Below are 24,929 nucleotides of genomic sequence, written 5' to 3' on the forward strand. Positions count from 1 at the left end.
TAAATATGATTGAAGCGTTCTAATAATGAGGCATGATGAGCGGAGCGAATTGCCTCAAATGCCCCAATACGGCATGTATGAAACGAAATCGAAATGAGGTGCCTGTATGTCCAGACTGTCTCTTCCGCCTCATTTAAAGACGCTTTTTCTGTTTCTGGAATACCGCGCCTGGGCTGACAGGCTGGCATACGAAACGCTGTTACAGTTGCCCCGGTTGGAGATTGTGAAGCCGCGGCAGACGACGTTCAGCACCATTCTGGGTACGCTGAACCATGTGTATGTCGTTGACGACATTTTTCGTCATCATCTTCAGGGGAAGGATCACGGTTATCGGTCACGTCAGACCGACCAGATACCTGATCTCAAGACGCTCTGGCAGGCAACACAGTCCATGAACGAGTGGTATCTGGCTGCCGTGAAACAATGGAGCGTGGACGATCTGAACTGTCCGGTTTCATTTACATTTGTTGATGGACAGCCTGGGCGGATGACCCGTGAGCAGATCATTCTTCATGTCGTCAATCATGCCACTTACCACCGGGGATTTGTAGGCGACATGCTTAAGCAGATCCCGGAGAACTGGCCATCCAATGACCTGACGGTGTTTCTCCGGGATGAGGATCAGCGGTCTGTGTGACCAAGGTCCTGCTCAGGCGCGATGACGTCCCGGACACGCTGTTTGAGCTCTTTTGGGCCAGGAAATCCACCATCGCGCTTGCGTTCCCAGACGAGTACGTCATCAACGTGAATTTCAAAGCGGCCGCCAGTATCAGGGATCAGGGCGACTTCCCCGAGAGCCTGCCCAAACGTGGAGAGCAGTTCCTGAGCCATCCAACCAGACCGCAGAAGCCAGTTGCATTGCGTGCAATATCGGATTGAGACGCGCGGTGCAGTGGAGGACATGTCTTTTCTCCCGGGGTGAAACGTTGAGGATCATCATTGCACAGCACGGCAACTCTGCCATCTGTCAGATGTGTCTTCAGGGATGACGTGCAACGGTCATAAAGAAACACTTTCCCCCGACGGGAAGAGAACATTATGAAAGTGGATCATCTTTTCCATTTTGCGAGACCCTGCACCGCATGATTTCTTCTGTTCGCCTGCCTGTTGCGCTTCTGATGTGCGCTACTCTGCTCTCAGCTTGTGAAGCACCCTCTCGGCAGCCTTTGCCGGAAACTGCAGCACCGGATGTTCGGCTTGTGCTGCCGCCTCCGCCAGGGGTGGGAAGTGCTGCACAGGCGGATGATGACAGGGTTTTTCATGAGACGCGCGCCTTGAAAGATACGCCGCGCTGGGTGCTGGCGCAGAAAGATGCAGATCTGGAAGTACCGCATCTGGTGCGCGATTTTTCCTGCGCCGTTGGTTACACGCTGGATCTGGCCAAAGCGCCGCATCTGGCCATCGTCCTGAAGCGGATGGAAAATCCCATCATCCACCGGACCTCTGAAGCCAAGCATTACTGGCACCGGACGCGTCCGTTTGTTGGTACGAACCTCCCGATCTGCACCTCGCCGGAGGGGTTGGGCCTTCATTCCTCATATCCGTCCGGCCACACGACGGCAGGATATGGCATGGCGCTTGTGCTGGCCCACCTGATGCCTGAACATGCCACCATGCTTCTGCAGCGTGGGCGTGTTTTTGGCGAGAGTCGGATTGTCTGTGGAGCGCACTGGAAATCAGACGTGCAGGCTGGCTTTTTGAATGCATCGTCTGAAATGGATGCGCTTCTTGCTGCTCCAGAATTGCAGGATGATCTTGCTGCCGCCCGGGAAGAGCTGCGCGCCATGAAGGCTACGGCCCCTGCACCAGACGCTGCTGATTGTGCTGCAGAAGCAGACGCTGCTGCACATTCCATTCTGTCTGAATAATAAAAATCCGGCCAGGGGCATGAAGTCCTGTGGCCGGATTGTTTTTGAATCTCTGTCATGCGGCCACCCTGTTTATGGTGGCCGCTTTCAGTTTTATGCCTGAAGAACAGAGACTTCAGTGGTCTGCTGGTCGATGTATGGGCCGCCAGCAACGATTTCTACGGCAAGAAGAGACATGCCGTGCGGTACAGGGCTGGAACCAAGATCGAGTTCGGCATCGCCGAGTGTCCAGCGAATGGCGGAGTTGTCTTTGTCAGCCCAGCCTGGAAGCTCGGATGCTTCCAGATGAGATGTGATCCTGCGTGTGCTTTCCGAGGCATACAGGGTGATGTCCCCAACCAGCACGCCTAGGTCACGACGGTCATCCACATACGGCCCGATGGCATCAGATGGTTTTGCCGTTCTCGAAACAAGGCGCACACTGCCCACGTTTGACGGCAGCATGAAGATCGCACGGCCATTGCTCTCACGGGACTGACGGATCATTTTGCCTGCCGGTGTGATCAGATGCAGGTCCGGGTCTGTTACGATCATTCTGACGTCACGAACGTCTGCAAGACCGAGGTCCATCGCGCGTTGGGCAAGAGCGTGATGGATGGGCTCAACCTTGTCACGGCTGACGGTCAGCGGGGCAGCGGCATCTGCTTCCCATGTTCGTACAGGGCTGCTCAGGCTGACGACGGCATTGTCCTGCGTGAAGCCATCACGATTGCCTGTATTGAGATAGCTCTCGGTCAGCATTCCGTCAGACGTAAGGACAGAATGCACATCCGTCTCGATATGGAAGTAATCGTAGGATGTGATGGAGGTATCGTAAATAATGCTGCGGCCATTCACGAGCATACGGGCCGGGATCAGGCCGCCATCAATGAACAGGCTATGCTCTGGCGTAACCAGAAGGTCCTTGGACGGAACGCCATCCGCAATCGCATTCTTGCAGATGCGGACAGGATAACCCGCTACATCCGGAGCCAGTCCCTGACGGACGATGGCGTGCTTCCGACCCACCCACACAACTGGGCGAGCCTGTTCTCCCTCAGGTGTCCACGCGAGAACCTTGGCGCCAATTTGGATGTCCTGAACGGGCATGTCACCGGTCGTGGTGCGGATCATCGTATCCGCGAGGAAGCAGACTTCCGCTCCCTTATCCAGAGAGATGACTGTCTTTCCATTCCGGTCTGGAGAGAAATGGGCGTGGTACTTGGAGTAATCGCCTACGAGCTTGATGGTGTAGGATGCTTTACCCTGAGTTACGGTCAGGACATTGTCGACGATCTTTGCGGCCGTGTTGCCCTGATAGTCCAGCGTGCTGACGTCAATCTGACCGCCGGGTACAAGCATCGTGCCGGTTATGCTGCCGCCCTGAATGACAAGAGAGCCACCCGAAGAGACGATCGTCCCGCTCGCTGTGCCTTTATTGCCGACAACAATGTTGCCTCCGGCATTGACGATCGTGTTGACGGCACTGCCACCACTCGAAACGTTCAGACGCGCAGCAGCGCCAGATACAGTCGCACCGGAAGCAACAGCATTCTGGCTGATGTTCTCAACACCGCCTGCCAGAATACGATCGCGAACTGTCGTGCCGCCAGTCGCGACCACTGTGCCGCCAGAGGTAACGGTGTTGGCCGTCGCTGTTCCCGAGGTCAGGGTCTGCTTGCCGCCGCTTTGAATGGACGCATTGAAGCTCGAACCACCGAAGATGAACTGATTGCCATTGCTTGCAACGGTGCTGCTGGCAACGCCCCCCTTGTTGACGGTCTGACCCGCTCCTCTGGTGGCAATTGTGCCGGTCGCGGTTCCGCCGGAATAGATGACCTCTTCCGTATCGGGGACTGTGAGAATGGAACTGATGGTCTTGCCACCAGAGTAAACCTGCAGGTGACCACCTGCTGTGACTGTTGTGTCGATGGCTGTGCCACCGGATTGCACGACGAGGTAGTCATTCTTTCCTGAAATATAGAGTCCACTGACGGTCGTATTATGCTGTCTACGTGTCAGTCCATTATGGCAAGGATCAGGATATCGGGAAGGAGTTCTATGGTTCACTATGATGTCTTTTCTTGGGGAAAGACGCGGTTGCGCGCCATAATGAATGCCACTGGGTCAATCAAAGATATTTTTGATTATGGGCATGTGGAGTTGTTATTGCCTTGAGGCTCCTGAATCCGTGTTCTTTTCAGGCACGGCGGTTCAATGGCATGTTCAGATTTTWAAAACAATAAGAAGTTTTGTTTTTTGTATCTTTATGTGAAATTTTTTTTCTAAGATCGGCATCTGTGGAGATGAAGAAATGGCGGAAAACTCAGGGTAATCTAGCCGTTATCACGCAGTAAAATGAATTGATCTCTCGATAGAGATATCGAGGCATATTGGAAGAGTTTGAATTTGGATTAATTACTTATTAACGAAAAGAATCTCAGGCGACGTTTCTTAATAAAAAAGCGCTCCTTAGAGCGCTTTTTTATTGTCGGTGCTTTCTGTGTTCGATTCTGGCGCCCCAGGTCTGGGCGGTCGCAGGGCATGTTCGTTGGCTTCCATGAATCTGTCAGCCAGCGCGGTGTACAGTGGACGAGGGCACACCATGCGAGAAACGCCAAACGCCAGAAAGGATGTGGCCAGTAGCGCAAGCGTGACCTGCTGATTGTCACACATCTCCATGACGATGATGGTCGCTGTGAGGGGCGACTGCGCGACGCCGCAGAAATAGGCGACTGTGCCCAGCAGTACGACTGCGCCGGGTGTAGTGTGGGGCAGAAACTGCTCAACCCAGCCTCCAATGGCAGCACCAATCGCCAGTGATGGCGCAAACATGCCGCCCGGAATGCCTGAGCAATAGGACACCAGCATCGCTAGATATTTCAGGACAAAGAAAGAGGCTGGATAGTGCTCTGTTCCTGAAAAGATGGCGCGAGCCTGTGCATAGCCCGTTCCATAGGTTGTACCTTTGGAGATCAGGCCAATGATAGCCAGTACAAGACCACAGGCCGCAGCAAACGCGATGGGGCGTTTCCCGGCGAAACGTCCGACGGGGCCAGGAAGGCCCCGCGATGCCTTGATAACCAGTGCTGCAAACGTTCCGCCTGCCAGTCCGCCGAGGATGCCGCAGGTCAGCACCGCGATCCACGCTGTGCCAACCGGGATATCAACGTCTGCATGGCCGAAATAGGTGTAGTTTCCCAACAGCGCGATTGCCGTCACACCGGAAACGACAACGACGGTCAGTGTCCGTCCGGATGTACGCTGTTCGAAGGAATGTGAGAGTTCCTCGATCGCAAAGACGATGCCGGCCAGGGGCGTATTGAATGCTGCGGCCATACCAGCGGCGCCACCGGCAAGGATCATGCTGCGCTTTGCAGCGATGTTGGATTGTCCCAGCAGGCGCGAAAAGGCATGCATGATGGATGCCCCGACCTGAACGCTCGGGCCTTCGCGCCCGATCGAAGCACCGCACAGCAGGCCCAGACAGGTTAGAAGAATCTTTCCAACAGAAATCTTGAGCGCCAGAACCCTGTCCACCATCGTGTAATTCTCGATGTGCAGGGTGGCGATTGTTTGCGGAATGCCTGACCCCTGTGCGCCTTTGAAAAGGGTTCGGGTCATCCATGTGATGAAGGCAAGCCCTGCTGGAGCGACGAACAGCATCGCCCAGGGGTGCCATTCCAGAATTCGCGTTCTCAGATCAGCCGCTGCATCGCCCATGCGTGCGAAAAGCACGGCAACAACACCAATCAGAACGGCACCGATCCAATAGATGACAGTGCGCCGCCACTGGGTTGTCGTGGCGCGGGCTGAACGTCTCAGATGATGAATACGGTCTTTACGGCGCAGGGCGTGCTGCGAGGACAGATGCCCCGGTGGGAGAGGCTTGGGAGCGGAGCCTGAAGAAGGGGGCAAAGTATCGGCCAATGGAGGACGTCCAGGAAGGAGTGTCGGGCAAGGGAAGATACGCCCGGACCAAACTCCGCGCGTTACATGTCCGGTCCTGCCAGCCTTCTTCGCGCCGGGTCAAGAAGTCTGAACCGATCAAGTAGAAAAATCAGAGGCCTGTACAACCCGAAACCGGAAAGACTGTCGCAGCAAAAGCATGTTCGGAGGGCCGCCCCTTTTACAGTCAAAGCCTTATAGTTTGGTTTCCACTGTAAGGCGTGGTCTGAGATTGGAGACTTCTGGTCAAAGAGACTGATAATGGTAGTAAAATTTGCCGTTCAGGAGAGAACCAGAATGCCAGAATGCTTGGCCTTGTCAGCAGGTTCGACATGAATATGAATTGAAGCTCGGCCCAGTTCTTCCCTCAGGCCTGCCTCGATCCGGTCACAGATTTCATGAGCGTCATGCACACTCATTTCGCTCGGGACCACAAGGTGGAATTCTACGAAATGCAATACCCCGACCTTTCGCAGGCGCAGATCATGCGCTTCGAGAGCACCCGTTCCGCTTGAGGAAATGACAGCCTTTACGGTTTCCACGGCTTCTGTGCCCGGAATTTCATCCATAAGACCTGACATGGACAGGCTCATCATCGAGAAGCCGGCTCGCAGAACGTTCAGGGCGACCAGCGCGGACAGAACTGCATCCAGACGGTCCCATTTGATGACCGGGATCAGGGAAACGCCAATGACCAAGGCGACAGTCGCCCAGACGTCAGACTGAACATGCTCGCCCGCAGCCAGCAGAGCCTGTGATGAATTCTTCCGGCCAAACCCGATGAGAACCCGTGCCCAAACCAGATTGACGACACCGGCCAGCGCATTCAGTGCAACGCCCTGGAACGGGGCATGGACCGGCGTGGGGTGCATCCAGTCATGCACAGCAACAACGAGAATGCCGAGTGCCGTCAGAACAACCAGAACGCCTTCAATGACGGCGGACAGGTATTCTGCCTTGCCATGGCCATAAGGGTGGTTGTCGTCGGCTGGGAGAGCCGCAATGGAAAGTGCCCACAAAGTGCCAAATGCCGCAATGACATTCAGAATGGTCTCAATGGCATCGGACAGCAGGGCATCTGAGCCGGACGCCCAGAATGCTGCGTACTTGATGGCCAGAACCACTACGCTCACCCCGATGGAAGCGTAGGCAATCTTGATACGCGTTGAAATCATTGAAGTTCTCAGCAGCAGACCTGTTGAAGATCGCAGGATGCTGGTGAACTTTCGATCTGGAAGGTGGGGTGAGAAATTTTGAACTTGTCTCGCAGAAGGATTGTGGCCTGCGTGATGATCTGCTCAGGGCTCTGCAATGTGGTCTCATCCCGGATGAGGTGCACAGTCAGAGCGGTTTCCGTCGTGCTCATGGGCCAGATGTGCAGGTGATGCAGCCCACTTACGCCGGGAACGGCCAATAGGGCGGCCTGAACGTCAGCAGGTACAATTCCGGCAGGAACGCCATCAAGGGATAGGGACACCGACCCTTTAAGCAGGGACCATGTTGCGACAATGATGGACACAGAGACAATCAGGCTGACGATCGGGTCAATGATCTGAAAGCCGGTCCATGTGATCAGGAGCCCTGCAATCACAACGGCAAAGGCCATCATGGCATCAGATGCCATATGCATGAACGCGCCGCGAATATTGAGGTCGTTCGAGGCCCCCTTCATGAAAAGGAGGGCAGTAAATGCGTTGACCGCAATTCCGACGAGCGCCACCCAACTGACGACCGTTCCCTCAACAGGCGCGTTGGCGAAAAGCCGAACGATGGATTCCCAGATGATCCCGCCTGTCACCAGTAGCAGGACTGTCGCATTCACGAAGGCCGCAAGAATGGTGGAACGGCGCAGGCCATAGGTGAAGCGTGTGGTAGGGGCACGACGGGCCAGACTTTCGGCCAGCCATGCTGCGCCAAGGCCCAGAATGTCCGACAGGTTGTGTCCTGCGTCTGCCAGAAGGGACAGGGAGTGTGCCCAGACGCCCCAAAGGGCTTCGGCAACGACATAAACCGTGTTCAGGATGATCCCGATAGCGAAGGCACGGCCGAAATTCGCCGGTGCATGCGTATGTGGACGCCCGAAACCAAACCCATGATCGTGCCCGTCACAGCCTTCATGGTCATGATCCTGGTGATCACGAGAGGCATGGTCGTGCCCATCTGCATGAGAATGGTCATGATCGGTGTGGTCATGGCCGTGTGCGCACGTGTGGCTGTGATCTGATGTCATGTCCGGGCAAATCTGTGGCTGGAGTGTCGCATCATATAGCATCTCGTTCCATCAACCCAAGCGATGATCTGGCTCTTGCAGAATTGTCGGGGTTGATGCCGGCAGGAGGGTAGTTTTCCCATGCCGTGGCTGGACGCGCCGGTTATATTCCGTAACAAAGAGGAGGCCTAACCCTGTAATGTCAGCAGAGGGGCACTTGCAGGGAGAGTGTCCATGAAAGGCACCGTTCTCGGATTTGATGTTCAGACGAGCGAAGGCGTGATCCTGAATGATCAGGACGTTCGGTATGCATTTTCGAAAATGAACTGGCGGGACACTCTGGCGCCCATGAAGGGGCAGCGGGTGGATTTCGAGCCCTGGGGCACAATGGCCAACAATGTGTTTCTGGATATTCAGTTCGGGCAGTTTACGTCTTTGCCTGCTGCGGACATGTCTTTTACGGATGCTGTCAGGGCCTGTCTGCGCCGGGCAACGGATTTTCAAGGCCGCTCCCGCCGGAAGGAATACTGGTATTTCAGGATTTTCGGGATCCTGTGTTCCATCGTCATTTCCATGATTTCCAGTGACCTCAGGCATGGAGGCGGCGGCATTGTCGCGTTACTGGGTATCGCAGCTTTTTTTGCGTGGCTCTATCTGTTCGTGGTGGATCTCAGCGTGTCAGTCCGACGGTTGCACGACACCGGACGCTCAGGCTGGTGGGTGCTATTATACTTTACAGTGATCGGAACTATTCCGTTGCTGATCATGATGTGCTTCGACACGGACTACCGGATCAACAAATGGGGCTATCCGGCCAAATAGCCTTAGCTTCCGCTTGAAACATATCCGGCTACACCTCTCTGCCAGCACAGAACCATCAGGCCAAGGAACGTAAAGCCCATTCCCGGCGAGAGCAGGCCGAACCAGATGGGCATGCCCAAAGGGTCAGGATGGTTCAGCATGGCGAGAGCAGGGTAGTAGCAGACGGCTGATAGCGGGAGCGCCCATGTCAGGAAGCGACGGAGCCAGCGCGCGAACATGGTGAGCGGGTATTGTCCTGCTTCCACGCCGCCATAGGTCAGGACGTTTACAACCTCCAGCCCTTCGACCGTTACGAAACACAGGGCGGCCTGTCCGATCAGAACGCCCAGAAACATGGCGGCCCCACCCGTCACTGCCCAAGGCAAAAGCCAGACTGTCGCCCATGAGACATGTGGCGAGAGCCAGAAACCTGCTCCCATAACAAATGCCCCCTGAAGGAAGCGGCCGATCGGGCGAAGTCTCAGTTCGTGGCCAAGAAGCAGGACGAGTGTCGAGCGTGGGCGAAGAAGAAGCCGGTCAAATGAACCTGTCTTGACGTATTCGCCGCCAAAAACTTCAAAGCCGCGGCCAAGGGTTTCGGCAATCGCGAAGGACACGTTTACCAGTCCGTATAGAACGGCCACGGCGCCAATATCCCAGCCAGCGATGCTGCCAAACCGCTGGAACAGGCTCCAGATTCCGAAGAAGCTCAGCAGAGTGGTGACGAAATTTCCAATTAACTGAAGCGCGAATGTTCCGGGATATCGCAGTTGTGCCTTGATCGAGGCCGCTGCCATCCGTCGATAGAGTGAAAACGCATTCATGCGCCCTGAACCTCCATCCGGGAGATGGTGCGATGCATCCAGAAGCGCCCCACAAGTGTGAGTGCGGCCAGCCAGAAACATTGAATGCCCAACGCGGTCAGAACGCCGCCCGGGATGGCCATGCCCATGTAGAGCCGAATGGGAATGTCAGAAATTCCGGCAAAAGGCTGGAACAGGAGCAACTCACGCGCCCAATCGGGATAAAGCGGCAGCGGCAGGAGCATTCCTGAGAGCAGAACAGCCAAGGGTGTGCCGACAGCATACGTTCCGAGAGGCGATAATGTTCGGGCCGTTACGATATTCCACCACATCACGATGCTTGCAGAGATGAAAGCACCGAGGATGAAGGAGCACAGAGCCAGCATTGCGGCCCACAATGAGGCTGGCGGGGCAAGGCTCCAGCCATTCAGCCCAACGAGGGCAGCAAGTGGCCCTGCGACAGCAGCAAGAAGGACTGCGCGCGGGATGGCGTTGCCAAGAAGACGGGCAAGCGAAGCCGAGAGCCACCAGTTCCACAGATCGACGGGGCGCAACAGGTCATAGACAATTGCTCCGCTCTTGGCCGCTTCACCAATAGCGGGGAGGCAGCCAAGAGGAAGCAGGGTGAAGAGGGATTGCTGGATCCAGGTGTAAGTCATGGCCTGACGCAGCGTCATGGGGGCATCTACGCCGGGGGCATGATGGTAAACCGCGGCATAGGCCATGAGGGAAATCGCGCCGAACCACATCTGCGCCACAAGCCCCGCCAGTACTGCAAGACGATATCGCAGACCAATTTTCCATTGCAGGACGAAAGACGTCACATAGGGTTTGATGGTCACGATGCGTGGTCCGCGTAGAAGCGTGTAATAATTTCTTCAATCGCCGGGCGCCCGATCCGCAGATCACCCAAGCCCGGCAGTGTCGAAAGATGCGCCACAAGCACAGGCGCGGGCAGGCGTTGCGGATCAAACGTGATCGTCACGCTGCGAGAGCCACGCGCTGTTTCTGTTGCGCCATCTGGCAGAAGCAGGTCTGGCAGCGGCCCGGTAAAATCTGCTTCCAGAATACGTTCCGAGAGGGTGGTCGCCTGAAGGGCTTCAAACGGGCTATCCGCAAGAATGCGACCGTGACCGATGACGATGACCCGGTCTGCCAGGGCTTCGATATCATGCATGTCATGCGTGGTCAGAAGCACCGTTGTGCCGCGCTCGCGTCGCAGATCCCGCACAAAAGCGCGTACCGCCAGCTTGGATGGGGCATCCAGCCCAATCGTAGGTTCATCCAGAATAATCACATCCGGATCATGGATCAGGGCTGCTGCGATTTCTGCCCGCATGCGTTGGCCGAGAGACAACTGCCGGACGGACTGATCCATGATGCCGTGCAGATCCAGCGCATCCGCCAGATGCTCCCGGTTGCGGAGGAACCTCGCTGGCTCCACGCTGTAAATATCCCGGAGAAGCGCCAGTCCCTCCCCAACAGAGAGATCCCACCAGAGCTGCGTGCGCTGGCCAAACACCACGCCAATCCGCGCGACATGTGCGATCCGGTTTTCCCAAGGGATCAGGTTGCCAACGCGGACGGTCCCGGAGGTCGGGCGCAGGATACCCGCCAGAATTTTGATGGCAGTGGATTTTCCAGCGCCATTCGGCCCGATGAAACCGGCAATCTCGCCTGCAGGGACTGTGAAAGAAATGCCGTCCAGAGCCGTGATTTCGCGCGTTTTACCACGCCAGCTGCCGCCATCACGGACCTGATATGTCTTGCGGAGGTCATGCACCTCAATCGCGGCAGCATTCTTCATGACGGAACAGGGCCTTCTGACGGCACCAGGGTGCCATGACTGAACGGAATAATAGTTCTGCGTGAGCTCTCATCTTCAGGCAAGTGGGAGGCAATGGTGACAGAGCGGAATGTCATCACCACCTATTACCCACGCGCTTCCCGGATACAGTAAGAAGGGAGCAGTGTTGTGAACTTGATCGTCAGGATGATCCAATGGCCAGTAAACGTATTCTCATGCTCGCAGGTGATTTCGTTGAAGATTACGAAATCATGGTGCCATTCCAGACGCTGCTGATGGTGGGACACAAGGTTGATGTGGTGTCACCGGGCAAGAAGGCTGGAGAACAGATAGCAACGGCCATCCACGATTTCGAAGGCCATCAGACGTACACTGAAAAGCGCGGTCATAACTTCACGCTGAACGCCACTTATGCAGGCGCAAAAGCGGAAGACTATGACGCACTGGTCATTCCAGGTGGTCGTGCTCCGGAGCAGCTCAGCACCGATGAGAGCGTGCTGGACCTGATCCGCGCTTTCGTCACGGCTGACAAACCGATTGCCGCTGTCTGCCATGGCCCGCAGCTTCTCGCCGCAGCAAATGTCATCTCAGGCCGCAAGGTCTCCGCTTATCCGGCCTGTCGTGCTGAAATGATCCTTGCAGGGGCTGACTATCAGGCCATCGCAATTGATGGTGCAGTGACAGACGGCAAGCTCGTAACAGCGCCGGCGTGGCCAGCACATCCGGCATGGATTGGTCAGTTCCTGAAGGTTCTGGGAACCAAAATCGAAGCCTGAGCCTTTGTTCCGTCGGGAGAGCCCATATGTGTGAACTCTATGTCCGTGCCGATCCGATCTTTTATGAAAGCCGTACGCGGTCACTGCGGATTCATGGGGTCGTAACGACGATCCGGCTGGAAAACATGTTCTGGGACATCCTGACGGAAATCGCGGCGGCAGATGGCATGACCGTCAATCAACTTATCACCAAGCTTTCGGACGAAATTCTCGAACTGCGTGGTGAACTGCCGAATATGGCGTCGTTCCTAAGGGTCAGTTGCCTTCGCTATCTGGACCGGGAACGTCGCGTGCAGTCAGGTTCCAGTTCCGCCGTTGGTCAGACTGTTGCGTTGCGTCGGGTTGGATAATCGATACGGCGCAGCAAAGAGGCATTGGCGGAAAGGCTCGCAAAATCGTACAGAAGGACCATGACGACTCCTTCTTCCCCACAGGGCCAGAAACCCGGCAGCAATCCCTTGTCCTCGCGACGCGCAGAACACGTCATGGAACGTGCCTTCTTCGCAACCCGCTGGATTGCCGCACCGCTTTATTTCGGCCTGACCATCGGGCTGCTGCTGGTGGCCTTCAAGTTCTTCCAGCAGCTTCTGGGTCTTGTTCTCAAGGCAACCGGCCTGGATTTCGATGACGTTTTTGTTGGTGTGCTGGATCTGATCGATCTGGTCCTGCTGGCGAACCTGCTGCTGATCGTCATGTTCTCGGGTTACGAGAACTTTGTTTCCCGTCTCGATATCCGCCAGCACGAAGATTATCCGTCCTGGATTGGTCACGTGACGTTCGGGGATATCAAGATCAAGCTCATGGCGTCCATCGTCGCCATGTCTGCCATCCATGTTCTGGCTGATTTCATTCGTGTGGATGACACCTCCACGCGCGCTCTGGAATGGAGCGTCGGGATTCATCTGGCCTTCGTTGTGTCCGGTGTTCTGATGGCCGTCATGGATCGCATCATGGAAGGTTCGCCGGATACGCATCACGCCGATCCGCAGCCTGACGCCGCCCAGCACAAAGAAAAGCACGACGCATGATTCGCCTGACAGAACTGCGCCTACCGCTGGAGCACTCGGAAGAGGCGCTCCGGGAGGCGGTGCTGACGCGCCTCAATATCCCGTCCGAGGCCCTGAAAAGTTTCAAGATCGCCCGACGCGGATACGATGCCCGCAAGCGCGGTCACATCGTTCTGGTATACAGCATCGACTGTGACGTGACGGACGAGGCGTCTGTGCTTGCGGCCCACGAAGCGGACCAGCATGTTCGCTCCACGCCTGACACAACCTATCATCTTCCCCAAGCCACGTTGCCCGAGGGGATGCCGCGCCCTGTGGTTATCGGGGCAGGTCCTTGCGGGATCATGGCGGCGCTGACGCTCGCGCAGACCGGTCTCAAGCCTATCATCATCGAACGTGGAAAAGAGGTTCGCGCCCGAACGGTTGATACGTTTGCCTTGTGGCGGAAATCCGTTCTGACGCCCGAGAGCAATGTGCAGTTTGGCGAAGGCGGAGCCGGGACGTTCTCTGACGGCAAGCTCTACTCTGGCGTGTCCGATCCCCGCAATCTGGGCCGACGTGTCATTGAAGAGTTTGTTCGGGCCGGTGCGCCGGAAGAGATCCTGTACGTCTCCAAGCCTCATATCGGGACGTTCCGACTGGTCTCGATGGTGATGTTCATCCGTGAGGAAATCGAACGTCTCGGCGGTGAATACCGGTTTGAGACGCGCGTCGATGGTTTTGACATGGAAGGTGAGGGAACAGAACGCCGTCTGCGAGGCCTACGCCTATCAACGGGAGAGACCCTGCCTGCCGAGCGCGTTATCCTGGCCGTTGGGCATTCCGCACGCGACACCTTCGAAATGCTCCGCGATGCGAACGTTGCCATGGATGCCAAGCCGTTCTCTATCGGTGTACGGATCGAACATCCCCAGTCTGTCATTGATACAGCCCGTTTCGGCTCATACGCCGGGAACGATCTGCTGGGTGCCGCTGATTACAAGCTGGTTCATCACGCGTCGAACGGCCGGGCTGTGTATTCGTTCTGCATGTGCCCGGGCGGACAGGTCGTGGCGGCCACGTCTGAAATCGGACAGGTCGTGACCAATGGCATGAGCCAGTATTCCCGTGCCGAACGGAATGCGAATAGTGGAATTGTCGTTGAAGTGACGCCGGAAAAGGACTTTCCGAACGATGTTCTGGCGGGTGTCGAACTTCAGCGGAAATGGGAAAAGGCAGCGTTTGTGGCCGGTGGCGGCGATTACCGTGCTCCTGCCCAGCGCGTCGGGGATTTTCTGGCCGGTCGCCCTTCCACAACGCTGGGTGACGTCGTGCCGTCCTACCAGCCGGGTGTGACACCGACTGATCTGACGCTCTGTCTGCCGGATTTTGTTTCGGACGCCATTCGTGAGGCCTTGCCGCGTTTTGAACGCAAGCTGAAGGGCTTCTCGATGGATGATGCTGTTATGACCGGAGTGGAAACGCGTACGTCTTCCCCGATCCGGCTTCAGCGAGACCGTGATGGCCAGAGCCCAACATTGCGTGGGCTTTTCCCTGCGGGAGAAGGGGCAGGATATGCCGGCGGTATTCTGTCCGCCGGCATAGATGGAATCCGTACCGCCGAGTGGCTGGCAGCCTCTCTTTAAGAGGCTGCTTCTTCGTCGCCTTCCATGGTTTCACCCGGAAGGTGCTTCGGCTGAAGCAGGGCGATACCGGCCGTGACGGCACTGGACCCGACTACGAAGGCTTCCGCAGTGAGCGGGAGTGTGATCGGGGTCCGGCCAATTCCCGGGATCAGCCATCCGGCAATACCCTGCCCGATAGACCCTAGAGCATAACCCAGCCCCATTCCGAAGCTACGTGTCTCGGAAGGGAAGCATTTCGCCAGATAATGCGGCACAAGGGCAAAGATACCGGATGCAGCAGCGCCCATGACGAAGGCTGCCGTCAGCAGCATGCTCCAGGACGGAGCGCTCAGGAACGGCCAGATTGTCAGAACGACAATCGCAATCGCCCCAAGCATGACCTTCAGGTCACCCCATCGTTCTGCCAGCCAGCCACACAGGATTTTTCCAGCGAACGATCCGATGCAGTAGAGGGTAATGGGAATGAAGATGTCCTGTGGTGTCAGGTGATGGCTCCCACGCAGGATCGTCGGGTAAAATGTGTAAATGGCCGCTTTTTGAAATTCCAGAAACGCCATGAAGGCAATTGCCTGTAGGGCCGCTCCGTTCAGGCGGAATTTTACCTTGGGAAGAGGCTGTGTCGGCGTTTTGGCCTGACCGGCCGCCCGGTCTGCCCGGTTCCGCAGCCAGACCGGGCTTTCCTTGACCCCGAGGCGAATGAAAATCGCAAGAAGAGCAGGCGCCAGTCCGATGAAGAACAGCATGCGCCAGCCATAATGCGGCAGGATCAGAGCCTGCGCTCCGGCTGCTGCAAAATATCCGACTTCATAACCTGACATCATGAGCGCAGACGCCATCGGACGTGTCCAGGCGGGAACACTTTCCATCAGGAGGGCTGCAGAGGCGGTCCATTCACCACCAAAACCGATGCCGAACAGGAACTGGACAATACCCAGCATCAGAAGACTGTGGGACAGGCCCGTCATGGCAGAAAAAACACCGAACCAGACAACGCCGAGCATAAAGGCCAAACGACGGCCATAACGGTCAGCGAGCCAGCCCCAGCTTGTATTACCTATGGCTCGTCCAAGGGATTGGGCTGTCAGAACCATCCCCAGTGTGCCGATGGTGCAGCTGAAATCATGAGCGATGTCCGGCAGTGTGAACATCAGGGATGTCTGGTCAAAAGCGTCCAGAAACCATCCCAGGAAAGACGCAAACGTCACCTGCCAGAAAGGTAGCAAAGCCTTGAGAGAGTTGCGGGAAGACGTGTTCGGGGCGGAGCGAGAGAGAGCATCCGTCATCAACAATGTCCTGACAGGCAGATTGAACCTGCGCGCTTGAAGGAAGTGGCACGGAAAATCCGCTGGAGCAAAATCGGTAGCAGAATTGTCCTGATTGAGCGAACGAAGAATTTGACTCTTGGTTCCTCGGCGATTTTGTCGAAACCCCACGGGAAAGTGAGCGAAAAACGGCTGTTGTTAAGGGAAAATTAGCCTTCTCCCGTCATTCTGTCGCGCAGATGGAACAGGAGATGTTCGAAATTGGATGATGCAGGACAGGATGTCAGTTTTGCGGATGCAGCCTCTTTTGGCCCCGAAGTGACTGGCGCTGTGACCAGAGACCGAAGAGATGATCCTGTGAGGTCCGACACGAACATTTCTCCGACAAACGCCACGATGTTTGCCACGACCCTGCGCAGCCGTCGAGCGCGCCAGAAAAGTGCTCTGCCGCCTTTGCGATGGCTGCCTCGCATGGCGGCTGGCCGGGGGGGAATGGAAAAGCTGATTGGCGCGCAGGTGGACATGAGCCAGCTCTGGCTGGCTATCCCACGCCGCACCGTCCGGCGAAGTCGCCGCAAGCCGCTTGAGCAGCAGCAGAGAGAATTTGATCTGGAGCTTCTGCAGGTTGCCTGTACGCAGGCGGCAGGCTGGCCGGATGGTATGCGTCTGATGGTCTCGCTCGAAGACGATCAGGCACCGGATGCAGCGTTCAACAGTCGTTTAAACGGTGTTCTGGATCAGAGCGGGTTTCCCATTTCGCGTCTGGATCTGGTTTTTCAGGAAAGCGGGATCGCTCAAGAGGAGCGCGAAGTCTGTTACACGCTGGCGTCTCTTCGTGATCGGGGTGTTCAGATCTTCACGAACGGCTTTGGGTCTTCGGTCTCCAGCCTGACTTTACTGAGAGAACGCGCCATTAGCGGTCTATTGGACGGTGTTCAGTTTGATCTGGCAGTTCTGTCAGCGTCCAGCTTAACCTGGAATCCGCAGGGCGACGTTCCAGAGCTCGACGAAGGTGCAGTTGTATTCTACCGGGCCGCTCTTGAGGCTGTCAAAGCGCTTGGTTTGTGCATTCGTGCTACAGGAGTAGATACGACCAAGCAGCTGGAATTTGTGCAGAAAACCGGTTGCTCCGAGGCGTCCGGGCTCATTTTGGCTGGAGCTGAAACGACCGCTCAGATCAATGAGCGCTTTGCAAGTGTGGAGGGTCGCTCAAAGAGGCGGCGCATGACCCGTACGGCTGAAGGCCTCTAATGAGAAAACGGCAGCTACCTTCGATAGGTGATAATAGCTGCCGTTCAGGTTCTCATATCTTACACTGGTACTGGAACAGGCGTTCTGGATCTACGCGAAGCAAGTTGGCAAGCATGGGCAGAACGCCTGTCAGAGCATCCTCGATAGCCTCAAGGGACTGCCCCGTTTGATCCGCAATATATTTGAGGTGTTTCTCACCCATGAGGGTTTCGACTTCCCTGGGTGTGAGAGGATTGCTTTCCGTATTGTGAATTTCGCTCACACGGGTCGCAAGATGACAGTCGTCACGCATCAGTCGGATGGTCACTTCTGTCAGCCCTGATCTGTCCATGCTGGCATTGCTAAGCCAGTCACCAAAACGGACGAATAGGGAGGTAGATTTTTGGCCTTTGGTCTCGGTCGTGGTTGTCATGACCCGTACTCCTCATCAAGAGAGAGACTGGCCGCATCCGGGGGGACTTGGCCCTACAGTAACAACGTTTGAAGCGAGCGTGTGTAGCATGAGGTGGAAACACCTTTGCGTGATGTTCCCGCCTTGGCCTGTCAGTCGAGGGGGCCGCTTTCTACCAGAACGATTTCTGCATCTTCCAGCGCAGTCATGACGATACTGTCCACATCGGTCAGAGCTGCACCGTCCCGCGTTGCAACGGTTCGCCCATCGATTTCCAGGCTTCCTGTCGCCGGCACGAGATAGGAGAAGTTTTCCCGGCTGGTTTCGAAGGTCAGGGTTTCGCCAGCTTTCAGGGTTGCTCCCAGAACGCGGCCCTTGGCCCGGATCGGCAGGGCATCATCTTCCGGAAAGCCGGAGGCAAGGGTTACGAACCGTCCATTGCGGGCATCTTTTGGGAATGGACGTGTGCCCCAGCTGGGCGTGCCGCCTGGTTCATTGGGGATGATCCAGATCTGGAACAGGGTTGTGTCTTCCGTCTCCTTGTTGAACTCGGCATGGACAATGCCGCTGCCCGCAGACATGACCTGAACGTCGCCAGCTTCGGTGCGTCCTTTGTTGCCAAGGCTGTCCTCGTGAGAGATGGCTCCTGTGCGAACATAGGTGATGATTTCCATGTCCTTGTGCGGATGAGCGCCAAAGCCTGTTCCGCCTTCGATTTTATCATCGTTCCAGACACGCAGACGGCCCCAGTGCATGCGGTGCCGGTCCATGTAGCCAGCGAAAGAAAAGTGATGCCGGGCGTCCAGCCATCCGTGGTTGGCGTGGCCAAGCGAGGAGAAGGGTCTGATATCGAGCATTGGTCGCTCCTCAGTAAAGGTTATGGCCTTCAAGATGGGCGCAATGTGGCGTAAAGAAAATGGAATTGATGGAAATATAAAGTTTCCATAAAGCGCATCTTAGAGAGGCTGTATGCTCCCGGATCTTGAAGGGTGGGCTGTTTTTGCCCGTGTCGCTGAAAGCGGCTCGTTCGCCTCTGCAGCGCGCACTCTAGGGCTGTCTCCGCCTACAGTGTCCAAGGTGATTGCGCGTCTGGAGCATCGCCTAAAGACGACCCTTTTCCAGCGAAGTGCCCGTCACCTCTCCCTGACATCCGCCGGAGTGGCGTGCCTGGAACGTGCCCGGCGGATGTTGGCTGATGGTGAAGGATTGGAAGCAGAACTGCGGGAAGGCTCGGTCAGCCCAAGAGGAACGCTCCGTCTGGCGGCTCCGATGGGGTTCGGACTGGATATTCTTGGGCCCGTTCTTCCAGAATTTATGGACCGGTATCCGGAGATTTCCATGGAAATTGATCTGGATGACCGGACCGTCGATCTGCTGAGTGGCCGGTTTGAAGCTGCCGTACGCATTACACCGGGAGACCTCGCTCCCGTAACCAACGGAGGGGCTCATCTTCTTTGCCGTTCCGTAATGCGGCTGGTCTGTTCGCCACAGATGAAGGAGAGACTCGGGACGATCGAAAAACCGGAAGATCTTTCAGGCAATGCAGGGTTGCTCTACGCGAATTCCGATCTGCCAGACCTTCTTCGCCTTACACATGAGAACGGCCAGCAGGCATCTGTACGACTTCGCAACCGGATGATGGTCAATAGTGGAGACATGCTTCTGCCGGCGCTCAGAAATGGCTCAGGCCTAGCGCTTCTGCCAGATTTCATGCTGCGGAGGGATCTGGATGCAGGGCGAGTGGTCGAGGTTCTGCCGAAGTGGCGGGGGAGTGTTTTGTCGGTCTGGTTCATGGTGGTGGGGTGTGGTGCCACCCGGATGCAGATGCCTGCGCGGCTGCGTGTTCTGCTGGCCTATCTGGAGCAGGCACTTGGCGGAAAGATTTCACAGGATTACAGTGCCGCGCAGGAGAAAACGCGATGAATTATGATGCGATGTTCCAGTCCGCCCTGGACGGTCTGCGCGCCGATGGCAGCTACCGTTACTTTGCGGAACTCGAGCGCCGGTCCGGCAATTTCCCGAAAGCCTATCATCATGGGCTCGGTCGTGACGTCACAGTGTGGTGTTCCAACGATTATCTCGGCATGGGGCAGCACCCGGAAGTTCTCAAGGCGATGCACGACGCCCTTGATGAGACGGGTGCTGGTGCAGGCGGAACACGCAACATTTCCGGCACAAACCACTATCATGTGGAACTGGAAAAAGAGCTGGCGTCCCTGCACGGCAAAGAAAGTGCACTGCTCTTCAACTCAGGTTACCTGTCTAACTGGGTGACGCTGGGAACGATTGCAGGCCGTCTGCGCAACTGCGTGGTTCTGTCTGATGAACTCAATCATGCGTCCATGATTGAAGGTATCCGTCATTCCCGCGCTGAGAAGCAGATTTTCCGTCACAATGATGTGGAAGATCTGGAGCGTCGCCTGAAAGAACTTCCAGTAGACGTTCCCAAGATCATTGCGTTTGAGTCCGTCTATTCCATGGATGGTGACATCGCACCGATCGAAGCCTTCTGTGATCTGGCCGACAAATACGGTGCGATGACTTACCTTGATGAAGTTCATGCTGTTGGCATGTACGGCGATCACGGTGCGGGCGTGGCTGAAAAGCTGGGCCTGTCCCATCGTCTGACGGTGATTGAAGGGACGTTGGGCAAAGGCTACGGCGTTGTGGGTGGCTACATTGCTGCCTCCGCGCCGCTTTGTGACTTCGTGCGCTCCTTTGGTTCTGGCTTTATTTTCTCCACGGCTCTGCCGCCGATGATTGCTGCGGGTGCTCTGGCCAGCGTCCGTTATCTCAAGCGCAGCAGCGTCGAGCGTGAAGGTCAGCAGCGTGCGGTTGCCTATCTGCGTGCCGCTCTGGACAAGGCAGGCATTCCGCATGTCGGCAATCCGAGCCACATCGTCCCCGTCATGGTGGGTGAGGCAGAACTTTGCCGGGATCTCTCCGATGAGTTGCTGAACCGCTTCGGGCATTATATCCAGCCGATTAACTTCCCGACCGTCCCGCGCGGAACGGAGCGTCTGCGTCTGACGCCGACGCCGCTTCATACAAACGAAGCAATTGATGAACTGGTTGAAGCACTCTCCACGCTTTGGCGTGAACGTCAGCTCAAGCGCTCTGAGGCTGCCTGAAGTCAGGTAGGACAGCGTTCTGAATTCTGGAAAAGGCAGCCGGGTCACTGGCTGCCTTTTTTGATTCCGAGCTGGTTAGGCGAGCACGTAGACCCATGCGTTCTTGCCTGAGCGCAGTGTAACTTGCACCCTCTTGTAGCTGGACACTTCATAAGCATCCGCAGCAAGAAGCTCAGCTTCAGTGATGCAGAAGACTTGCCCTGTGATTTCGTCCTGTGGGTTGTTACTCGGGTGAACAACAGGATGAAAGCGTTTGCCGCTGGCCTTGATAACAGCAGCGTCCGTGATTTCCATCATCGACGCCCGATAGCCCGTCATTGCATCCTCTTCGCCATGCAGCAGGCGACCGAATGAGGAAAGCTGAACCTCGGGTTGCTGGAGCGTTCCGTAAGAAAACAGGTAAACCGACATTGGGTGTGGCATGAGTGGCTCCCTTGCCGTGAGATAAAGCGCAGGGACGTCAGATCTTTCGGTAGCCCTGCCATAGCGCTGTCACAGGTTGCCCGTCTTTCTGTGGGGTCAGATGGATGTAAAGCCCATCAATCTGTTCCAGAGGCAGGCAGTCATCTACTTCCATGAAGTTATCGCGGTGGCGGTGGTCATAGCCCGGTAATAAGGTCTTTTTGGCTGTTGCCTTGGCCTCTTCTGGCGATGCAGCAACAAGAAACGTGAAGGCGTGCTCTTCCTTGAGTTCGCCAGGCGCATACCCACCCATATTGATGAAATAGAGCGTTTTGCCGCCTACAGGCTTTTCAGGACTGAGTGTGACAGCATGTCCGTCAGCCCATGCAATGACACCATAGGCATCAACGTGCAGGGAGTTTCGTACTCCAAACCAGCGCTCCGCAAGAGAGGGATAGGCATCTTCCGGCTTGTTCGCGATCGCAAACTGAACATCATGAACTTCGATATTGGCGCCGGGTGCTGCCCCGCCGAGATAGAAAACATAGAGGTTCAAGGGCGTGCCCTCCTGAGTAAAATAAAGCGGGTCATAGCTGTTTATCGGCCTCACTTCACGGTGAAACGCATTGACAGGACGAAGCGGATGCGATGAGTGTGGCCCCTACCAGGGGGAGCTTCGCCCGAAGAAGCTGAGAGGTCACTGAAAGACTGCAAGGTCTGCGGTGTGACGACCCTGCCGGGTGCATTCTGCATCCGGGAAACCTGATCCGGTTAGAACCGGCGGAGGGAATGGTGTTGAGACACAACGAAACTGGCATAGCCGGTGTTCCGTGTTGTTACTCCCTCTGCCTCAGAGGGGGCGAACATGGGTGATATTCCACAAAACCTGAACCAGAAACCAGCGGTAGATCATGTGACGACAGGCCCGATCCAAGGGTCCTGCAAGAAATGGTCCGAAGCACCGGGGCGTCCGGATATCCTGGTTCCCTATCGCGAAATCGCGCTGCATCCGTCAGCCAATGAGGCGCCTGTCAGAGTTTATGACACGTCTGGTCCGTACACAGACACGTCTGTCACGATTGACGTGAAGAAGGGTCTGTCTGCTCCGCGGGCGGAATGGCTTGCAAAGCGGGGCTTCCAGCAGGTTCCAGCTCGTGCGGTCAAACCGGAAGACAATGGATTTGCCAGCGAAGCTCAGGCTGTTCCGGCCTGTCCTGCGGCACATGAGGTCTATTCCGGCGAGGGCGCGAAATTCGTCACCCAGTATGAATTTGCGCGGGCAGGGATCATCACGGAAGAGATGATCTATATTGCTCATCGCGAAAATGTCTGCCGTGCTGAAATGGCTGAAGGGGCAGAAGAACGCCTTGCCGATGGCGAGGATTTTGGTGCCTCTATTCCAGCTTTCATTACGCCTGAATTCGTGCGGGAAGAAGTTGCGCGGGGCCGGGCTGTTATCCCCGCCAATATCAACCATCCGGAACTTGAGCCGGTTATTATTGGCCGAAACTTCCTTGTGAAGGTGAACGCCAATATCGGCAATTCGGCGGTGACGTCATCTGCCGCAGAAGAAGTCGAGAAGCTGGTCTGGTCCATCCGCTGGGGCGCGGACACGGTGATGGATCTTTCCACCGGTCGGAATATCCACAACATCCGTGACTGGATTATGCGGAACTCTCCAGTGCCGATCGGCACGGTGCCGCTGTATCAGGCGCTGGAAAAAGTGAATGGTGTTCCTGAGAAGCTGACGTGGGAAATTTTCCGCGACACGCTGATCGAGCAGGCCGAGCAGGGTGTGGATTATTTCACGATTCATGCTGGTGTCCGCCTTCAGCATATTCCGCTGACTGCAAAGCGCACGACGGGCATTGTCTCCCGTGGTGGCTCCATCATGGCGTCCTGGTGTCTGGCGCATCACCGCGAGAGTTTCCTCTACGAGCACTTCGAAGAGATCTGCGACATCATGCGCCGGTATGACATCACCTTCTCCTTGGGGGATGGCCTGCGTCCGGGGTCGATTGCCGATGCGAATGACGCGGCACAGTTTGCTGAACTGACGACGTTGGGTGAACTGACGAAGGTGGCCTGGGCAAAGGGCTGTCAGGTCATGATTGAAGGGCCGGGTCATGTGCCGATGCACAAGATCAAGGTCAACATGACCAAGCAGCTCAAGGAATGTGGGGAAGCGCCGTTCTACACGCTTGGTCCGCTAACGACCGACATTGCACCGGGTTATGACCACATCACGTCCGGTATCGGGGCGGCCATGATTGGCTGGTTCGGGACGGCGATGCTCTGCTACGTGACGCCGAAGGAACATCTGGGTCTGCCGGACCGCTCAGACGTGAAAACGGGTGTCATAACCTACCGGATTGCTGCCCATGCGGCAGATCTGGCGAAGGGACATCCGGCGGCTCAGCTACGAGACGATGCGCTGTCCCGTGCACGGTTCGAGTTCCGGTGGGAAGATCAGTTCAATCTGGCGCTGGATCCGGATACGGCACGCAGCTTCCACGATGAAACGCTTCCGAAAGAGGCGCACAAGACAGCTCATTTCTGCTCAATGTGTGGTCCGAAGTTCTGCTCCATGAAAATCAGCCATGACATTCGCCGGGAGGCAGAACGTCAGGATGGTATGGCGCAGATGAGTGAGGTCTTTCAGGAACATGGGGCAAAACTCTACGTTCCAGAAAACGAAGTAGAAACGATCGCGGAATAACGCCCTTCGCGGAATGATTGAGGGTGATGGCCTTGCGTCCATAGGTCATCACCCTCATCATAGAGTGATGCCGCTTAAGGAAGACCTTCGCCCATTCCGAAAAACCCGCAAAGTCACGAAACTGGCGACCCGACTGGGCAATTCGGCTTCAAGCTGCGTGCTGCATGTCATGGTCAATGATCGTGCGGGCCTGGTTCGGGAAAGTGCGGCTTTTGTCGGCCTTCTTGAGAAGGTGTGGAAGGCGCGGGGTGTTGATGCTGACCAGGTCTGGGCAGAACTGAACGAAAGAATCCGCCTGGCGGAAGAACTTCGTGCTAATGGCATCCGTCCCCGTAAAGGCGGTCATTACCGTTCCACCAAACTGCCCTGAGCCATGCCCTCTCTTCCAGATCTGTCTCATATTTCGCCGGATGATCTGAGCCGGCTGGATATCGGCGTGCTGATCGTTATTGGTCTGTCTGCTCTGTGGGGACTCACGCGCGGTTTTACGACCGAGCTATCTGGGCTTGTTGCCTGGGCGTCTGCCGTCATTCTCACCTATCGGTTTCACGCTGCCCTTGTTCCGTGGATTTCTCCGTATCTGCATGAAAGCTGGTTGGCGGAGAGCGTAAGCGCGGCAGTCCTGTTCATCGTCATTCTGCTAACTCTGACGACGATCGCCGGGCGTGTAGGAGCAGCGGTGAGGGGCACTCTTTTTGGGGGCGTAGACCGCATACTGGGCGCTATTTTCGGCATTCTGCGCGGATATGTGATGCTGATCGCACTTTATCTGCTGGCAGGGTCTTTTTTCGGGTCCTGGACCTCCTACCTGATGCAGGGAAGCTTCACCGGGCCATATATTGAGGCCGGAGCATCCCGACTTGCCGGTTATCTGCCACATTCATTGCAACCACATCTTGCATCGCCGCCCACAAGCGGTCATGACGCGTCGTTGTGAACCCAGTCCGGAA

26 protein-coding genes and 1 riboswitch are annotated in these 24,929 nt (G+C 56.3%); of the genes, 13 read left to right on the forward strand and 13 right to left on the reverse strand.

From position 1 onward, the window contains the following. Window positions 1-106 precede the first annotated feature (106 nt). The gene (locus tag KP702_RS01405) at window positions 107-637 is read left to right on the forward strand and encodes a DinB family protein (protein WP_202206369.1); all 531 of its coding nucleotides are present in this window, start codon (window positions 107-109) and stop codon (window positions 635-637) included. Here the strand turns inward: KP702_RS01405 and KP702_RS01410 are convergent. Next, window positions 622-903, reverse strand: a complete 282-nt coding sequence (locus KP702_RS01410) for a SelT/SelW/SelH family protein (RefSeq protein WP_063904605.1) — start codon at window positions 901-903, stop codon at window positions 622-624. The two genes, KP702_RS01405 and KP702_RS01410, sit on opposite strands and share 16 nt — an antisense overlap. 179 nt (window positions 904-1,082) lie before the next feature. On the opposite strand from KP702_RS01410, the gene KP702_RS01415 reads away from it, so the two are divergent. Further along, window positions 1,083-1,868 (forward strand): phosphatase PAP2 family protein, encoded by a 786-nt coding sequence (locus KP702_RS01415; protein ID WP_202206370.1) that lies wholly within the window; start codon window positions 1,083-1,085, stop codon window positions 1,866-1,868. Window positions 1,869-1,961: 93 nt separating this feature from the next. On the opposite strand, the gene KP702_RS16365 is transcribed toward KP702_RS01415, so the two are convergent. From KP702_RS16365 to KP702_RS01435, 4 genes are all read right to left on the reverse strand, one after another. Continuing rightward, window positions 1,962-3,917: a Hint domain-containing protein gene (locus tag KP702_RS16365; protein ID WP_215768402.1), complete on the reverse strand. Its 1,956-nt coding sequence runs from the start codon at window positions 3,915-3,917 to the stop codon at window positions 1,962-1,964. Window positions 3,918-4,319: 402 nt separating this feature from the next. Next, entirely contained in the window at window positions 4,320-5,777 is a 1,458-nt protein-coding gene (locus tag KP702_RS01425) for a chloride channel protein (RefSeq protein ID WP_202206372.1), read from the reverse strand. A 299-nt stretch (window positions 5,778-6,076) separates the two neighbouring features. Beyond that, window positions 6,077-6,970, reverse strand: a complete 894-nt coding sequence (locus KP702_RS01430) for a cation diffusion facilitator family transporter (protein ID WP_202206373.1) — start codon at window positions 6,968-6,970, stop codon at window positions 6,077-6,079. Between the two features lie 8 nt (window positions 6,971-6,978). Continuing rightward, on the reverse strand, window positions 6,979-8,025 hold the full coding sequence (locus KP702_RS01435; RefSeq protein WP_202206374.1) for a cation diffusion facilitator family transporter: 1,047 nt from the start codon (window positions 8,023-8,025) through the stop codon (window positions 6,979-6,981). Window positions 8,026-8,238: 213 nt separating this feature from the next. On the opposite strand from KP702_RS01435, the gene KP702_RS01440 reads away from it, so the two are divergent. Continuing rightward, entirely contained in the window at window positions 8,239-8,826 is a 588-nt protein-coding gene (locus KP702_RS01440; RefSeq protein WP_202206375.1) for a DUF805 domain-containing protein, read from the forward strand. Between the two features lie 2 nt (window positions 8,827-8,828). On the opposite strand, the gene KP702_RS01445 is transcribed toward KP702_RS01440, so the two are convergent. The 3 genes from KP702_RS01445 to KP702_RS01455 are packed head-to-tail and all read right to left on the reverse strand — an operon-like array spanning window position 8,829 to window position 11,415. Continuing rightward, a complete protein-coding gene (locus KP702_RS01445; RefSeq protein ID WP_202206376.1) occupies window positions 8,829-9,629 on the reverse strand; it encodes an ABC transporter permease in 801 nt (266 codons plus the stop codon). After that, on the reverse strand, window positions 9,626-10,450 hold the full coding sequence (locus KP702_RS01450) for an ABC-2 family transporter protein (protein ID WP_086634362.1): 825 nt from the start codon (window positions 10,448-10,450) through the stop codon (window positions 9,626-9,628). The genes KP702_RS01445 and KP702_RS01450 overlap by 4 nt, the downstream gene beginning before the upstream one ends. After that, window positions 10,447-11,415 (reverse strand): ATP-binding cassette domain-containing protein, encoded by a 969-nt coding sequence (locus KP702_RS01455; protein ID WP_202206377.1) that lies wholly within the window; start codon window positions 11,413-11,415, stop codon window positions 10,447-10,449. The genes KP702_RS01450 and KP702_RS01455 overlap by 4 nt, the downstream gene beginning before the upstream one ends. A 194-nt stretch (window positions 11,416-11,609) precedes the next feature. Here KP702_RS01455 and KP702_RS01460 point away from each other — a divergent pair, with 194 nt between their 5' ends. From KP702_RS01460 to KP702_RS01475, 4 genes are read left to right on the forward strand one after another with little or no spacing between them, the layout of a single operon-like run. Then, window positions 11,610-12,191 (forward strand): DJ-1/PfpI family protein, encoded by a 582-nt coding sequence (locus KP702_RS01460; RefSeq protein ID WP_202206378.1) that lies wholly within the window; start codon window positions 11,610-11,612, stop codon window positions 12,189-12,191. 26 nt (window positions 12,192-12,217) lie between these two features. Further along, the gene (locus KP702_RS01465; protein WP_046899987.1) at window positions 12,218-12,541 is read left to right on the forward strand and encodes a ribbon-helix-helix domain-containing protein; all 324 of its coding nucleotides are present in this window, start codon (window positions 12,218-12,220) and stop codon (window positions 12,539-12,541) included. 60 nt (window positions 12,542-12,601) lie between these two features. Further along, a complete protein-coding gene (locus KP702_RS01470; protein ID WP_064273814.1) occupies window positions 12,602-13,219 on the forward strand; it encodes a TIGR00645 family protein in 618 nt (205 codons plus the stop codon). Next, on the forward strand, window positions 13,216-14,823 hold the full coding sequence (locus tag KP702_RS01475) for an NAD(P)/FAD-dependent oxidoreductase (protein ID WP_202206379.1): 1,608 nt from the start codon (window positions 13,216-13,218) through the stop codon (window positions 14,821-14,823). The genes KP702_RS01470 and KP702_RS01475 overlap by 4 nt, the downstream gene beginning before the upstream one ends. On the opposite strand, the gene KP702_RS01480 is transcribed toward KP702_RS01475, so the two are convergent. After that, window positions 14,820-16,106, reverse strand: a complete 1,287-nt coding sequence (locus tag KP702_RS01480) for an MFS transporter (protein WP_202206380.1) — start codon at window positions 16,104-16,106, stop codon at window positions 14,820-14,822. The genes KP702_RS01475 and KP702_RS01480 overlap by 4 nt on opposite strands. A 240-nt stretch (window positions 16,107-16,346) precedes the next feature. On the opposite strand from KP702_RS01480, the gene KP702_RS01485 reads away from it, so the two are divergent. Continuing rightward, window positions 16,347-17,336, forward strand: coding sequence for an EAL domain-containing protein (locus tag KP702_RS01485; RefSeq protein WP_237389819.1), 990 nt, complete (start codon window positions 16,347-16,349; stop codon window positions 17,334-17,336). A 52-nt stretch (window positions 17,337-17,388) separates the two neighbouring features. Here KP702_RS01485 and KP702_RS01490 read toward each other — a convergent pair whose 3' ends face one another. Next, complete coding sequence (locus KP702_RS01490) at window positions 17,389-17,748, reverse strand: YidB family protein (protein ID WP_202206381.1); 360 nt, start codon at window positions 17,746-17,748, stop codon at window positions 17,389-17,391. A gap of 131 nt (window positions 17,749-17,879) precedes the next feature. Continuing rightward, window positions 17,880-18,584, reverse strand: coding sequence for a pirin family protein (locus KP702_RS01495; protein WP_202206382.1), 705 nt, complete (start codon window positions 18,582-18,584; stop codon window positions 17,880-17,882). Window positions 18,585-18,696: 112 nt separating this feature from the next. Here KP702_RS01495 and KP702_RS01500 point away from each other — a divergent pair, with 112 nt between their 5' ends. Both KP702_RS01500 and hemA read left to right on the forward strand, forming a co-directional pair. Beyond that, a complete protein-coding gene (locus KP702_RS01500) occupies window positions 18,697-19,650 on the forward strand; it encodes a LysR family transcriptional regulator (RefSeq protein WP_202206383.1) in 954 nt (317 codons plus the stop codon). Continuing rightward, window positions 19,647-20,858, forward strand: coding sequence for a 5-aminolevulinate synthase (gene hemA / locus KP702_RS01505; RefSeq protein ID WP_202206384.1), 1,212 nt, complete (start codon window positions 19,647-19,649; stop codon window positions 20,856-20,858). Before KP702_RS01500 ends, hemA begins: the two co-directional genes overlap by 4 nt. Window positions 20,859-20,933: 75 nt before the next feature. Here hemA and KP702_RS01510 read toward each other — a convergent pair whose 3' ends face one another. Both KP702_RS01510 and KP702_RS01515 read right to left on the reverse strand, forming a co-directional pair. After that, a complete protein-coding gene (locus KP702_RS01510; protein ID WP_202206385.1) occupies window positions 20,934-21,281 on the reverse strand; it encodes a gamma-glutamylcyclotransferase family protein in 348 nt (115 codons plus the stop codon). 37 nt (window positions 21,282-21,318) lie between these two features. After that, window positions 21,319-21,816: a DUF1543 domain-containing protein gene (locus tag KP702_RS01515; RefSeq protein WP_202206386.1), complete on the reverse strand. Its 498-nt coding sequence runs from the start codon at window positions 21,814-21,816 to the stop codon at window positions 21,319-21,321. 101 nt (window positions 21,817-21,917) lie between these two features. Beyond that, a riboswitch (TPP riboswitch) is annotated at window positions 21,918-22,067 on the forward strand. A 58-nt stretch (window positions 22,068-22,125) separates the two neighbouring features. Between KP702_RS01515 and thiC the strand changes: the two genes are divergently transcribed. The 3 genes from thiC to KP702_RS01530 are packed head-to-tail and all read left to right on the forward strand — an operon-like array spanning window position 22,126 to window position 24,916. Then, window positions 22,126-23,979: a phosphomethylpyrimidine synthase ThiC gene (thiC, locus tag KP702_RS01520; RefSeq protein WP_237389820.1), complete on the forward strand. Its 1,854-nt coding sequence runs from the start codon at window positions 22,126-22,128 to the stop codon at window positions 23,977-23,979. Window positions 23,980-23,992: 13 nt separating this feature from the next. Then, complete coding sequence (locus KP702_RS01525) at window positions 23,993-24,349, forward strand: hypothetical protein (RefSeq protein WP_215749078.1); 357 nt, start codon at window positions 23,993-23,995, stop codon at window positions 24,347-24,349. 3 nt (window positions 24,350-24,352) lie between these two features. After that, on the forward strand, window positions 24,353-24,916 hold the full coding sequence (locus KP702_RS01530; protein WP_202206388.1) for a CvpA family protein: 564 nt from the start codon (window positions 24,353-24,355) through the stop codon (window positions 24,914-24,916). Window positions 24,917-24,929: the final 13 nt, after the last annotated feature.

The sequence above is a fragment of the Gluconobacter sp. P5B12 genome (genome assembly GCF_018812035.1).
GTDB lineage: Bacteria > Pseudomonadota > Alphaproteobacteria > Acetobacterales > Acetobacteraceae > Gluconobacter.